Origin of the sequence: Saccharothrix coeruleofusca, from assembly GCF_014648515.1 — a bacterium.
GTDB lineage: Bacteria > Actinomycetota > Actinomycetes > Mycobacteriales > Pseudonocardiaceae > Actinosynnema > Actinosynnema coeruleofuscum.
Map to the genome: position 1 here is coordinate 251039 of NZ_BMRG01000008.1, position 12790 is coordinate 263828.

The following is a 12790-nucleotide window of genomic DNA, read 5'->3' on the forward strand; positions in this document are numbered from 1 at the left end:
TCGTCGTCCGCTCGGCCGACAACGGCGACCTCACCACCCTGATCATGCCCGTCCACCCGGAACCGCCCGCCCAGTGAGGAATTGCGGATGACCGCGCAGACCCCCGACCCCACCATGGCCGAGATCACCGAGGCCGTCGCCCTCGGTCACGAGGGCGACACCACCACCGCGCGCACGCGATTGCGGCGCCTGTGGGACCGCATCGGTCCGGCGGGTGATCCCTTCCACCGCTGCGTTCTCGCGCACTACATGGCCGACCTGCACGACCACCCGGCGCAGGCCCTGGTCTGGGACGTGCGCGCGCTCGACGCCGCGCAGACCCTCACCGACGAGCGCGTCCAGCACCACCACGACAGCCTGCGCATCGCGGGGTTCTACCCGTCCTTGCACCTCAACCTCGCCGACAACTTCCGCAGGCTGGGGTCGTTCGACGCCGCGAGCGAGCACATCCGCGCGGCGCGTCGCCACGAGGACGCCCTCGGCGAGGACGGGTACGGCACGATGATCCGCCGAGCGATCAGCGAAGTCGCCGAGGCCGTCGAGCGGCGCCGCACCGACAAGCGGGCGAGCGCGCCCGCTCCCTGACCGCCGGAACGGGTGCGTCGTGGCCCGTCGTGCTCGCGTCCCGCCTGTTCCGCCGGGAACCGCGCCGATGAACGCCGGGACTCCCGCCCCTGCCCGGTCGGCGGCACCGGACGACGCCCTCCCCGGCGGGTCCGTCACGAGCTCGGCGGTGTCCGCGCGGCGGCGTGCTGGGGGCCGATCACGGAGAGCAGCCGCAGCTTCTCGTGGGTCTCGCTGCCGGGGGCGGCGGTGTAGACGAGGAGGATGTGCGACTGGTCGGGGTCGAGGAGCGTCTGGCAGGTCAGCTCCAGCACGCCGACTTCCGGGTGCACGTAGCGCTTGACGTCGTTGTAGTGCACGCCGATCTCGTGCTCGCCCCAGACGGCGCGGAACTCCTCGCTGTTGGCGAGCAGGAGCTCCAGGAGGTGGGCGGCCCGTGAGCCGGGGCCGCGCAGCGTGACCAGCTTGCGCAGCCCGGAGGCGAAGACGCGGGAGTGCAGCGGGTGGTCGTCGGGGTGGTAGAGGGCGCGGGTGGCCGGGTCGGTGAACCACCGGTAGCCGATGCTGCGCGCCGGGCCGGTGTACCGGGTGGTGTCACCGGTGATCGCGACGCCGAGCGGGGTCTGCCGGAGCGTCTCGCCGAGCTCGGTGACGATCTCGGCGGGGGTGTCGGCGAGCCGGTCGAGGATGCGCAGCAGGCCGGGGCTGACGTGCTCGCTCATCGCGCCCCTGGCGGGCGGGTGGTGCCCGGCGAGGCGGAACAGGTGGTCGCGCTCGTCGAGGGACAGGTGCAGGCCCTGCGCGATCGAGGCGATCATGCTCTCGGACGGGTGCGGTCCGCGTTCCCGCTCCAGCCTGCTGTAGTAGTCGGCGGAGATGTGGCAGAGCGCGGCGACCTCCTCGCGGCGCAGACCGGCGGTCCTGCGCCGCTGCCCGCGGGGCAGGCCGACGTCCTCGGGTTGCAGCGACTCCCGACGGCGGCGCAGGAACTCGGCGAGCCCGGCTCGATCGATCACGGCTGTTCCCTCCCCGGTTCCGGTGCTGCTCCAGTCTGCCCGTGTCGAGCGAGGGTTTGCCCGGGATCGTCGGTCCCCCCCATGACGAGCGCGTGGGGGGACCGGTCCGCCTGGGATCGGGAGTCCGTGGATGTGCCCTTGGCGCGGGCGCAACCTGGGACCAGGACACCCACCGCCCACGAGGAGCAGCACATGGCACGCACCCGACCGGACATCACCGTTGCCGACCTGTCCGGGAAGCTCGCCGTCGTCACCGGCGCCAGCGACGGCGTCGGACTGGGCCTGGCGGCCCGCCTGGCCGCCGCGGGCGCCGAGGTCGTCATGCCCGTCCGCAACCCCCGCAAGGGCGAGGCGGCGATCGCGCGGATCAAGCGGCGGCACCCGGAGGCCACCCTGTCCTTGCGGGATCTCGACCTGTCGTCGCTGGACTCGGTCGCCGCGCTGGGCGCCGCGCTGCGCGGCGAGGGCCGCCCGGTGCACATCCTGATCAACAACGCGGGCGTGATGACCCCGCCGGAGCGGCAGAGCACCGCCGACGGGTTCGAGCTGCAGTTCGGCAGCAACCACCTGGGGCACTTCGCCCTGGTCGCCCACCTGCTGCCGCTGCTGCGCGCGGGCCGGGCGCGGGTGACCTCGCAGATCAGCATCGCCGCGAACCAGAACGCCATCAACTGGGAGGACCTGAACTGGGAGCGGTCCTACCACGGCGGCCGCGCGTACAGCCAGTCCAAGATCGCGCTCGGCTTGTTCGGGCTCGAACTGGACCGGCGCAGCCGGGCCGGGGGCTGGGGGATCACCAGCAACCTCGCCCACCCCGGTGTCGCCCCCACCAGCCTGCTGGCCGCGCGCCCCGAGGTCGGCCGGGCGCGGGACACCGCCGCCGTGCGCGTCATCCGCGCCCTCTCCCGCCGCGGCCTGCTCGTCGGCACGGTCGAGACCGCGCTGCTCCCGGCGCTGCTGGCCGCCACCTCGCCGGACGCCCGCGGCGCCCGCCTGTACGGCCCAGGCGGCTTCGGGCACCTGGCGGGCGCGCCCGCCGAGCAGGCCCTCTACTCCCGGCTGCGCGGCGAGGACGACGCCGAGCGCGTCTGGCGGATCTCCGAGGAGCTCACCGGCACCTCCTTCCCGGCAGGCGAGGACGCCCGGCCCAACACGCCGGTCAACGACCTCGGCCATCGCCTGGGTGGATTGCCGGCTTCGGCGCGGGTGCGGTGACCATGGGTTGTGCGCGCCCGCGCGGGTCGTCGGCTCGCGCGGGCGGCATCTGTCCTTTGTGGAGCGTCCTCGCCGCTTGCGCGATCGGGCAAGCGGATCGGCGGTGCGGTGATGAGGGGGTGGCAGGGGAGAAGGCGCGGTGCGCGAATTACCCGTGCCTCTGATGGGGGACAGGACGAGTGCTGGTGGTCGAGCCGGGTACTACCGGGCCATGACCGTCAATCCGATCCAAGTCCAGAAGTTCCTCTCCGGTGTCGACTACCCCGCGACCAAGGACGACATCGTCGACACCGCCCAGGCCCAGGGGGCCGACGACGACCTGCTGGAGGTCCTGCGCAACCTGCCCATGGACCAGTTCGACTCGCCCAACGACGTCAGCGAGGCCATCGGCAAGCTGAACGACCAGTAGACCGGAGGTGACGATGTCCGCGTACACCACTCGCGAACGGTTGAGGGCGAGCCTGAACGAGGTCGACTTCCCGGCGGGCAAGGACGAACTGGTCCGCGCGGCGCAGGAGCGCGGGGACGAGGACACGGCTCGGGCGCTGCGCGCGATCCCACCGGTCGACTACGCCAACCTGGCCGAGGTGGAGGCGTCCGTCCGGTTCGACGACGACACCACGCGCGCCGATCCGAGCGGCCGTTGACACCCCGCCTCGCGGGAGACACCCCGGAAGGGGGGACTGTCGCGCTCGGGCAGCCGAGTCGACCACTGTGGTCCGTCGTCGGTCATCCCATCGGGTGGGCTGGGCGCGTCGCGCGCCTGGTCGGTCCGCGACCGCCGTGCGCGGCCCGGCGCGACGGCACAGAATCCCCCCATGGGCGAGCAGGAGTTCGACAAGGGCGACGAGGTCACCTGGTCCAGCCACGGCAAGACGGTGCACGGCGAGGTGGTCGAGGAGATCACCGAGGACACCGAGGCCGCCGGGCGGACGGTCCGCGCGTCGGAGGACGACCCGCAGTACCGCGTGCGCAGCGACAAGAGCGGCAAGGACGCGGTGCACAAGCCGTCCGCGCTGGAGGAGGACTCGTGAGCGGCGAGTTCGACCAGGCCGTGAACATGACGGCGGCCGAGCTGGAGAAGTGGTTGGGCACCGACGAGTCGAAGTCGGTGGGCCAGTCCGAGGGCGGTGAGTCGGTCGGGCACGAGTACGGCAGGCGGATCGTGGAACTGCTGCGCAAGAAGAAGGGCGAGCTGACCGACGACGACCAGGCGCACATGCGCAAGGTGGTCGGATACGTGCACCGCCACCTCGCCCAGCGCCCGGACGGGGACGTGGAGCACACCAAGTGGCGCTACTCGCTGATGAATTGGGGGCACGACCCCCTCAAGGACTGACGCCGCGACGCGAGCCTCGGAGCCGCCCCGGACGTTCCACCACCGCCGTGCTCGACGATCCGCAGGCATCACCGACCTCCTCAGCCACCACGCGCACACGCGCCGCAACCACGGCGTCGACCGCGCCGAACACCTGATCGGTCCGCAACCGGAATTCGCGGACCAGGGGCTTCACGCGCCGTCCGCCGGTGAGACACTGCTTCGCCGGATGCGCGGCCGGTCCTGCCGCTCCGAGCGCCGGGACGAGGGACGTGGCAAGGCGGGAGAAGGCAGTGGCAGGCGTGGGCGTCGACCTGATCGGACTGGTCGGCAGGGACGGCGAGCTCGCCGAGCTGGCGGCGTTCCTGGACGCGATCGGCACCGGCGGGGCGGCCCTGCTGCTCACCGGCGATCCGGGCGTGGGCAAGACGGCGCTGCTGGACGCGGCCGCCGAGCTGGCGGTCGCGAAGGGGATCAGGGTCATCCGCGGCAGCGGTGTCGAGTACGAGACCGACATCGGCTTCGCGGGGCTGCACCAGCTCGCCGCCCCGCTCTCGCGCGAGCTGGAGCGCCTGCCGCCTGCCCAGCGAGAGGCCATCGAGGTCGCGCTCGGCCTCGGCGCGGGGCCCCCGCCGAGCCGGATCGCCGTGCTGAACGCGGCGCTGTCGCTGTTCGCCATGGCCGCCGAGGAACAGCCGCTGCTGCTGGTGGTCGACGACTTCCACGTCGTCGACGAAGCCAGCCGATCCGCGATGGGGTTCGTCGCCAGGCGACTGGCCGGTCACCGGATCGGGCTGCTCGGCGCGCGGCGGGGGGAGTTCGGCGGGGCGTTCCAGCCCGCGGGCATGGCGGAGTTCGAGGTCGCGCCGCTCAACGAGGCGAGCGCGCTGCGCCTGCTGTCCCGGCGCTTCGCCCACCTCCCGCGCCGCGTGCTGCGGACGGTGGCGCGTGACGCGCAGGGGAACCCGCTGGCCCTGCTCGAGTTCGCCGGGGCCACCGCCGCCCACGACGATCGGCGCGGCAGCGGGACGGGGTGGGGAAGCGGCCCAGGGCGGGACGTCCGCGCGCTGTACGCCGCCCGCGTCGAACGACTCCCGCAGGCGACCCGCGACCTGCTGCTGCTCGCGGCCCTGGAGGGCTTCGGCGACATCGCCGTCATCGAGGCGGCGGGCGGACCGGGCGTGCTCGACGGGCTCGCTCCAGCGGAGCGCGATCACCTGGTCATGGTCGCGCAGGACGGCCACACCGTGCGCTTCCGGCACCCGCTGGTCAGGTCCGCGGTGGTCGACGGCTCCACCGGCGAGCAGCGGCGCGGCGCCCACCGCCGGTTGGCCGACGCGCTGGTCGACCAGCCGGAACGTCGCGGCGACCACCTGGCCAGAGCCACCACGGCGCCTGACGAGGAGGTCGCCGCCCTCGTCGAGCTGGCGGCCAGGAGCAGCCTGCGGCGCGGCGACGCGGCCGGTGCGATCACCAGGCTGCGCCGCGCGGCCGGGCTGAGCCCCGATCACGCGGTCCGCCGTCGCCGCCTGTCCCTGGCCGCCTACGTCGCCGCGTGGGTGGCGGGCCACCTGGAGATCTCGCACGAGATCATGCGCGAGGTGCGGGACGGCGAGCCCGCGGACCTCTCGCCCGCGGCGGCAGCGGCCGCCGGGTTCCTCGTGCTCGTGACGGAGGGCGACGCCGACACGGCGCACGCGCTCGTGATGAAGGCGATCGAGCGGGACCCCACCGCCTCCGGCCCGCCACCCGCCGAGACGGAGGTCGCGCTGTTCACCCTCACCCTCGCGGGCCAGTACTCGGGCAGGCCGGAGCACTGGCGGCCCCTGGTCGACCTGCTCGCGCGGTTCCCCGACGCCTCGCCCGCCGGGGCGGTGTCGCTGGGGCGGGTCCACCACGCCCCCGGCGCCACCACCGACGACGCGCTGCGCGCCCTGGACGAGGAGATCGCGCGGCTGAAGGACCAGGCCGAGGCCGACGTGGTCGTCCGCACCGCACTGGTCGCCTCCTACCTCGACCGGCTCCCCGGCTGCCGCGAGGCCGTGTCCCGCGTGATCCGCGACGGCCGGGACGGCGGCGCGGTGGGTTCGAGCATGCCCGCCCTGATCTTCGTCGCCCTGGACCACCTGCACGCCGGTCGGTGGCAGTCGTCGGCGCAGGCCGCGGCCGAGCTCATCGCGCTGTGCGAGGAGACGGGGTACCACCTGTTCGCCCAGGTGGGGCACTACGTCGCCGCCATGGTCGCGGCTCAGCGCGGCGACCTCGACCAGTGCCGCGCCCACTGCGAGCGGATCTGGGGCTGGTCGAGGCCGAGGGGCCTGCGGCGGATGGAGAACTGCGCCCACCAGGCGGCGGCTCGGGCGGCGCTCGGCGCGGCCGACTTCGAGACGGCGTTCCGGCACGCCACGGCCATCTGCGCCCCCGGTGAGCTGCCCCCCTTCAACCCCGAGGCGCTGTGGTCCGCGCCGGACCTGGTCGAGGCGGCCGTGCGCTCCGGGCGCCCGGACCAGGCGCGGCGGCACGCGGAGGCGGTGCGCGCCGCCGGGGTCGAGCGCCTCTCGTCGCGGTTCGCGCTGAGCTCGGCCACGATCACGGCGATGACGGCGCGGCCCGAGGACGCGGTCGCCCGCTTCGAGGCGGCGCTCGCGGTGCCGGACACCGAGCAGTGGCCCTTCGAGGTCGCCCGAGCCCACCTGGCCTTTGGCGAAACGCTGCGCCGCCAGGGACTCAACCGGGACGCCCGCGTGCGCTTGGCCGCCGCCCGCGACCGCTTCGAGCGGCTCGGGGCAGCCTCGTGGCAGGCCCGCGCCGAGGCCGAGCTGCGGGCCACCGGGATGACGCGCACCGCCCGCGGCACCTCCGGCACGCCGCTGACCCCCCAGGAGCTGGAGGTCGCCCGGCTCGCGGCGGCGGGCCTGTCGAACCCGGAGATCGCGGTGCGCCTGTTCCTGTCGCCCCGAACCGTCTCCTCGCACCTGTACCGGGTGTTCCCGAAGCTGGGGATCACCTCGCGCGCGGCGCTGCGCGACGCCCTCGACGCGCTCGCGCCCGAACCGCCGTCCGCCCGGCCGTGAGGCGGTGTCAGCACCGCGCCGCGCGGATGTCAGTCAGCTGACTGAGGCTGTGTGACAGTCGGCTCGGGCACGCTCTTCCAGGTCAGCCGAGATCGCCCCGCCGGGGCGGCGCCAGGGAGAGGAGCCCGCCATGCCCACCGCCACCACCGGCGACGGAGTGGAGATCTTCTACAAGGACTGGGGCTCGGGCAGGCCGGTCATGTTCCACCACGGCTGGCCGTTGAGCTCCGACGACTGGGACGCCCAGCTGCTGTTCTTCGCGCGGCGGGGGTACCGGGTCATCGCCCACGACCGCCGGGGGCACGGCCGCTCCGCCCAGGTCGGCGACGGGCACGACGTGGACCACTACGCCGCCGACGTCGCGGCCGTCGTCGAGCACCTCGGCCTGCGCGACGTCGTCCACGTCGGCCACTGCGCGGGCGGCGGCGAGGTGATCCGCTACGTCGCCCGGCACGGCGCGGGCCGCGTCGCCAAGGCGGTGCTCATCGGAGCGGTCCCGCCCCTGCTGCTCAAGACGCGGGCCAACCCGGCCGGTCTGCCGATGGAGGTCTTCGACGGCTTCCGCGAGGGCGTGGCGGGCGACCGCTCCGAGTTCTACCTCAACGTAGCCGCCGGACCGTTCTACGGGTTCAACCGACCCGGCGCCGAGGCGTCCCAGGGCGTCATCTGGAACTGGTGGCGCCAGGGGATGGCAGGCAGCGCCAGGGCGCACCACGAGGGCATCAAGGCGTTCTCGGAGACCGACTTCACCGCCGACCTGCGGGCGATCGACGTGCCCACCCTCGTCATGCACGGCGGCGACGACCAGGTCGTCCCCGCCGCTGCCTCGGCCGAGCTGTCGGTCGGGCTGCTCGGCGACGGCACGCTGAAGGTCTACCCCGGCCTGTCGCACGGCATGTGCACCGTGAACGCCGAAACCGTCAACGCCGACCTCCTCGCCTTCATCGAGGGCTGACGCCCGCGAACCCAGCCGTGCCACGACCAGCGGGCACGGCACCGACAACCGAGCACCGCGAGAGGATCACCATGACCGCCACGCCGAACGGCTACGTCACCGTCATCTGGGACGCGAAGGCCAAGCAGGGCAGGGAAGCCGACCTCAAGGCGTTCATCACCGCCGCCATCACCCCTTCCCGCGACGACCCCGGCAACATCGACTACGAGGCCCACGAGGTGGAGGGGCAGCCCGGCTCGTTCGTCATCTACGAGCGCTGGGAGAGCAGGGAACTGCTGGACGCCCACCTCAACGCGCCCCGCATGGCACGGCTCGTCCCGCAGATGCTGGAGCTGATCGAGGGCTCCATCGAGGACGGCATCCGCCTGCTGCGCCCGTTCCGCCCCGCCAACTAGATCCGCGGGCACCCGCCCCACCGCACATCGGAGGAGAACACCATGACCACCACCCTGATCACGGGCGCGAACCGGGGACTCGGCTACGAGGTGGCACGCCGACTGGTCCAAGAAGGACAGACGGTCTGGATCGGCGCGCGGGACGCGGAGCGCGGTCAAGCGGCCGCCTCCCGGATCGGTGCGGAGTTCGTCCAGCTCGACGTGACCGACGACGCCTCTGTGGACGCCGCGGCGAAGACCCTGCGCGAGCGGGTGGGCCACCTGGACATCCTCGTCAACAACGCGGGAATCCTCGGCGAGATCCCCCCGGCTGAGGACATGACGGCCGATCAGGTCCGCCACGTCTACGAGACCAACGTCTTCGGGATCGTGCGGGTGACGCACGCCTTCCTGCCGCTCCTGCGGGCCGCGAGCGCCCCGTCGGTCATCAACGTGACCAGCGGTCTCGGGTCGTTCACGCTCGTCAACGACCCGGCTCAGGTCGAGTCGCGGTACCCGCTGCTCGCGTACTGCTCGTCCAAGAGCGCGGTGACCATGCTGACCGTGCAGTACGCCAAGTCCATCCCCGACGTCCGCTTCAACGCGGTGGACCCCGGCCAGACCGCGACCGAGTTCACCGGCGAGGTGGGGCACAGCGTCGAGGAGGGCGCCGAGGCCGCGGTGCGCGCGGCCACCCTGGGGGCCCGGACGCCGACCGGCACGGTGACCGACCGCGCCGGTGCCCTCCCGTGGTGACGCCGACCACAGCACCTCGCGACCGGCGCGACGGGTGCCTAACGCACCTTGAAGTGCCTACTTCCCACCGGGGAGCCGCCGCGTCAGGGTGAAGTGGCAACCGGCCGGGCGGTGCGCGCGCGAGCGGCGCCGCCCGGCCCACCACGAGAACAGAGGTAGGAGCATGTCGTCTCTCCCCCTGCCCGGCGGAACCTGGAAGCTGGGCGACCTGACCGTCACCCGGTTCGGGTACGGCGCCATGCAGCTCGCGGGCCCCTGGGTCATGGGGCCGCCCGCCGACCGGGAGGGCGCCCTGGCCGTCCTGCGCGAGGCGGTCGAACTCGGCATCACCCACATCGACACCGCCGACGCCTACGGCCCGCGCGTCACCAACGAGCTGATCAGGGAAGCGCTGCACCCGTACCCCGAGACGCTGCACATCGCCACCAAGGTCGGCGCGCTGCGCGACGAGCAGGGCGGCTGGCCGCCCGCGCGCCGCCCCGACCAGCTCCGCCGCGCCGTGACCGACAACCTGGAAGCGCTCGGGCTGGACACGCTGGACCTGGTCAACCTGCGCCTGGGCAACGCCGAGGGGCCGCAGCCCGAGTCGGTCGCCGAAGCGTTCGAAACGCTGGTCGACCTCCAGCGGCAGGGCCTCATCCGGCACCTCGGCGTCAGCAACGCGACCGCCGAGCAGGTCGCCGAGGCGCAGTCCATCGCGCCGATCGTGTGCGTGCAGAACATGTACAACCTCGCCCACCGCCACGACGACGAGCTCATCGACCGGCTCGCGGACGAGGGCGTCGCGTACGTGCCCTTCTTCCCGCTGGGCGGTTTCACCCCGCTGCAGTCCGACGCGCTCTCCTCCGTCGCGGCTCGACTGGGCAGCACCCCGATGTCCGTGGCACTGGCCTGGCTGCTGCGGCGCTCGCCGAACATCCTGCTGATCGCGGGCACCTCCTCGGTGGCCCACCTGCGCGAGAACATCGCGGGAGCCGCTGTCCAGCTCTCCGACGAGGACATCGCCGAGCTGGATCGGATCGGGCGATGACCGGCCTCGTCCTCAGGCTGGCCTCCGCCGCGACGGCCATCGCCCTCGCGGCGGCCTTCGCCCCCACACCCGCCGCGGCGCACGCGCGGCCGTGGCACCACAGCACGATGGACGTGCGGGTGGCGGTGGGCGTCGACGGGGTGTCGACCGCAGGCATCCACGCCGAGCGGTACACGCCTCACCGGCGTCCCCGCGGTGTGCAGGTGTTCATCCCCGGAGCCACCTACGACCACCACTACTTCGACCTCGAAACCGAAGCGGGGGTCGTCTCCCAGGCCCGCCAGGCCGCCCGCGACGGGTGGGTGGCCATCGTCCTGGACCGCGTCGGGACCGGCCGGTCGTCCAAGCCCGCGGCCGAATCCGTCACCACCGCTGTGCACGTCGCGTCGATCGACCACTTCATCGACGCCATCAGCGACCGGTACGCGCGGCTCCCGATCGTCGTCGTGGGCCACTCGTACGGCAGTGTCGTCGCCGAGGGGGTCGCGGCGCGGTCGGACGAGGTCGACGCGCTCGTGGTCACCGGGTTCCTGTACCGCGCGACGCTGCCGTCGTTCGAGGGCTTCCCGGAGCTGACGCCCGCCGCCGCCGATCCGGTGCTCGGACGCAGGAATCTCCCCGCGAACTACTTGACGACACCACCGGGTTCGCGTGACTTCTTCTACCACCTGCCGGGAACCCACCCGGCGACGCGGGCGGCGGACGAAGCCACCAAGGCCACGACGACCGCCGCCGAGGTCCCCGGCTTCGCCGCCGAACTGACCACGGGAACCTTCGCGGCCTCGGTTCGCGTTCCCGTCATTGTCGTCGTCGGCGAGCACGACTACCTGTACGCGGGCAACGACCCGAAAGCGTTCGCACCCGATCAGGAGCGGGCTTTCGGCGCGGCTCCCCGCGTCGACGCCGTTGTCGTCGAGGACGCGGCGCACAACCTGGCGCTGCACCGCAACGCCACGCGGACCAACGACCTGATCAACAGGTGGGCCGCGGCCCACTCCTGACCGACCCCAGGGACGAGCGGCGCACCGGTCACGGGCGCCGCTCGTCCTCGGGCGGGTGATTGCCAGGGTGCGGAACTCCTCGGACAGGACCACCCTGGTTGGCCTCCGGTCCGCCGAACAGGATCGGTCCCATGACCGACAACCTCTCGCGCAACGCCACCGCCCCCGTCGTGCCCGCAGGGCTGCTCACCGGTCGGGTCGCGGTGGTCACCGGGGCCAGCGCCGGAATCGGCGCCGCGACCGCGCGGCGCTTCGCCGCCGCCGGAGCGGCGGTCGCCCTGCTCGGCAGGCGATCCGGGCTGCTGGACGACCTCGCCACCACCCTGCGGGCGGAAGGCGCCACCGATGTCCTGCCGCTCGCCGTCGACATCGCCGACCCCGCCGCGCTGACCGCCGCCGCGGCGGAGATCCGCGGCTGCCTGGGCAGGCCCGACCTGGTCGTCGCCAACGCGGGGGTGATGCTGGGCGCCCCCTTCGAGGAGGCGGACACCGCCGAGTGGGACCAGATGATCGACGTGAACCTGCGGGGCCTGCTGGCGACCGGTCGGGCCTTCGTCGAGGACCTGCTCGACGCGGCGGCGGCCGGACGGGCCGCGGACCTGGTGCACCTGGGCTCGATCGCGGCGGAAGTCGTCTTCGCCGACTACCCGGTCTACGGGGCGACCAAGGCTGCGGTCACCCAGCTGACCCGCAACCTGCGCGCCTCGCTCGGTCCCCGTGGCGTCCGCGTGCGCTCCGTTGACCCCGGCTTCGCCGTCACCGAACTCGGCACGGGGATGGCGCACGAGGCCACCAGGGCCGGACTGGAGCAGATGCGGTCGGCCATCGCGACCATCACCGCGGAGGACGTGGCCGACGCCATCACCTACTCGGTGGCGGCCCCGGCCAGGGTCAACATCGCCGAGCTGACGGTCATCCCCACCGAGCTCGGCTGAGGACGCGGGTGCCCCCTGGCGACGGAAGCCGACCGTCTCACTGACGGGATCGGCGTGGGAGGGCCCGGTGAGCACCGGGCCCTCCCACGGTGGATCAGGCGACCCGGCAGGAGATGCTGGGCCAGTTCCAGTTGCCGCCGTGCTGGATGGTGAAGCCGAACGTGTTGCCGTTGCCGTTGGGGCGGGCGGTCATCACGTTGGCCGTTTCCCACGTCGGGCTGGTGTTCCAGGTGGCGATGATCCGCTGCGGCGAGCCGACGGTGACGGTGACGACCCAGTTGTCCGTGCCCGAGACGGTGACCTGGCCGTTGAAGCGGTCACTCCACTTCTCGCCCTCGGAGTACGTCGCGGTGCAGCTCTCCGGGTTCTGCGGGTCCGTGGTCGGGTCCGTCGGAGTGGTCGGAACCGTCGTCGTGCCGCCCGCGTTCAGAGCGTCGAGGACGGCGTTGTAGGCGGCCTTCTTGTTGCCGTTGCGGTCGAACAGCAGCGGGGTGCCCGAGGCGCGCCAGGAGTCGCTGTCGCGGATGCCCCACACGGTGATGCCGGTGCAGC

At 73.1% G+C, this 12790-nt stretch carries 16 protein-coding genes; 13 read left to right on the forward strand and 3 right to left on the reverse strand.

Features of this window, described 5'->3' with window-relative positions; translation table 11 throughout:
• Window positions 1-87: 87 nt before the first annotated feature.
• Window positions 88-585, forward strand: a complete 498-nt coding sequence (locus tag IEZ00_RS21380) for a hypothetical protein (RefSeq protein ID WP_189225065.1) — start codon at window positions 88-90, stop codon at window positions 583-585.
• Between the two features lie 134 nt (window positions 586-719).
• Here IEZ00_RS21380 and IEZ00_RS21385 read toward each other — a convergent pair whose 3' ends face one another.
• Entirely contained in the window at window positions 720-1580 is an 861-nt protein-coding gene (locus IEZ00_RS21385; RefSeq protein WP_189225066.1) for a helix-turn-helix transcriptional regulator, read from the reverse strand.
• 192 nt (window positions 1581-1772) lie between these two features.
• On the opposite strand from IEZ00_RS21385, the gene IEZ00_RS21390 reads away from it, so the two are divergent.
• The 5 genes from IEZ00_RS21390 to IEZ00_RS21410 all read left to right on the forward strand — a co-directional run bounded on the left by IEZ00_RS21390 (window position 1773) and on the right by IEZ00_RS21410 (window position 4134).
• Entirely contained in the window at window positions 1773-2795 is a 1023-nt protein-coding gene (locus tag IEZ00_RS21390) for an SDR family oxidoreductase (protein WP_189225067.1), read from the forward strand.
• Between the two features lie 211 nt (window positions 2796-3006).
• Window positions 3007-3204, forward strand: coding sequence for a DUF2795 domain-containing protein (locus tag IEZ00_RS21395; protein ID WP_189225068.1), 198 nt, complete (start codon window positions 3007-3009; stop codon window positions 3202-3204).
• Window positions 3205-3217: 13 nt separating this feature from the next.
• Window positions 3218-3442: a DUF2795 domain-containing protein gene (locus IEZ00_RS21400; RefSeq protein WP_189225069.1), complete on the forward strand. Its 225-nt coding sequence runs from the start codon at window positions 3218-3220 to the stop codon at window positions 3440-3442.
• A 171-nt stretch (window positions 3443-3613) separates the two neighbouring features.
• Window positions 3614-3829 carry a hypervirulence associated TUDOR domain-containing protein gene (locus IEZ00_RS21405; RefSeq protein WP_189225070.1) on the forward strand — a complete coding sequence of 72 codons (216 nt, stop codon included), beginning with the start codon at window positions 3614-3616 and terminating at the stop codon, window positions 3827-3829.
• Window positions 3826-4134: a DUF3140 domain-containing protein gene (locus IEZ00_RS21410; RefSeq protein WP_189225071.1), complete on the forward strand. Its 309-nt coding sequence runs from the start codon at window positions 3826-3828 to the stop codon at window positions 4132-4134. The genes IEZ00_RS21405 and IEZ00_RS21410 overlap by 4 nt, the downstream gene beginning before the upstream one ends.
• Here the strand turns inward: IEZ00_RS21410 and IEZ00_RS21415 are convergent.
• The gene (locus tag IEZ00_RS21415) at window positions 4124-4309 is read right to left on the reverse strand and encodes a hypothetical protein (RefSeq protein WP_189225072.1); all 186 of its coding nucleotides are present in this window, start codon (window positions 4307-4309) and stop codon (window positions 4124-4126) included. The genes IEZ00_RS21410 and IEZ00_RS21415 overlap by 11 nt on opposite strands.
• A 76-nt stretch (window positions 4310-4385) precedes the next feature.
• On the opposite strand from IEZ00_RS21415, the gene IEZ00_RS21420 reads away from it, so the two are divergent.
• From IEZ00_RS21420 to IEZ00_RS21450, 7 genes are all read left to right on the forward strand, one after another.
• On the forward strand, window positions 4386-7187 hold the full coding sequence (locus IEZ00_RS21420) for an AAA family ATPase (RefSeq protein WP_229795963.1): 2802 nt from the start codon (window positions 4386-4388) through the stop codon (window positions 7185-7187).
• A 130-nt stretch (window positions 7188-7317) separates the two neighbouring features.
• Window positions 7318-8142, forward strand: a complete 825-nt coding sequence (locus IEZ00_RS21425; RefSeq protein ID WP_189225073.1) for an alpha/beta fold hydrolase — start codon at window positions 7318-7320, stop codon at window positions 8140-8142.
• Between the two features lie 71 nt (window positions 8143-8213).
• Window positions 8214-8537: a putative quinol monooxygenase gene (locus IEZ00_RS21430; protein ID WP_189225074.1), complete on the forward strand. Its 324-nt coding sequence runs from the start codon at window positions 8214-8216 to the stop codon at window positions 8535-8537.
• Window positions 8538-8579: 42 nt separating this feature from the next.
• Window positions 8580-9272 (forward strand): SDR family NAD(P)-dependent oxidoreductase, encoded by a 693-nt coding sequence (locus IEZ00_RS21435; protein ID WP_189225075.1) that lies wholly within the window; start codon window positions 8580-8582, stop codon window positions 9270-9272.
• Window positions 9273-9435: 163 nt separating this feature from the next.
• A complete protein-coding gene (locus tag IEZ00_RS21440) occupies window positions 9436-10302 on the forward strand; it encodes an aldo/keto reductase family oxidoreductase (protein WP_276515699.1) in 867 nt (288 codons plus the stop codon).
• The gene (locus IEZ00_RS21445; protein WP_189225076.1) at window positions 10299-11303 is read left to right on the forward strand and encodes an alpha/beta hydrolase; all 1005 of its coding nucleotides are present in this window, start codon (window positions 10299-10301) and stop codon (window positions 11301-11303) included. The genes IEZ00_RS21440 and IEZ00_RS21445 overlap by 4 nt, the downstream gene beginning before the upstream one ends.
• 131 nt (window positions 11304-11434) lie before the next feature.
• A complete protein-coding gene (locus tag IEZ00_RS21450) occupies window positions 11435-12238 on the forward strand; it encodes an SDR family oxidoreductase (protein WP_189225077.1) in 804 nt (267 codons plus the stop codon).
• 94 nt (window positions 12239-12332) lie between these two features.
• Here the strand turns inward: IEZ00_RS21450 and IEZ00_RS21455 are convergent.
• Window positions 12333-12790, reverse strand: a 458-nt coding sequence (locus IEZ00_RS21455) for an endo-1,4-beta-xylanase (RefSeq protein ID WP_189225078.1), incomplete at its 5' end; no start/stop codon positions are given.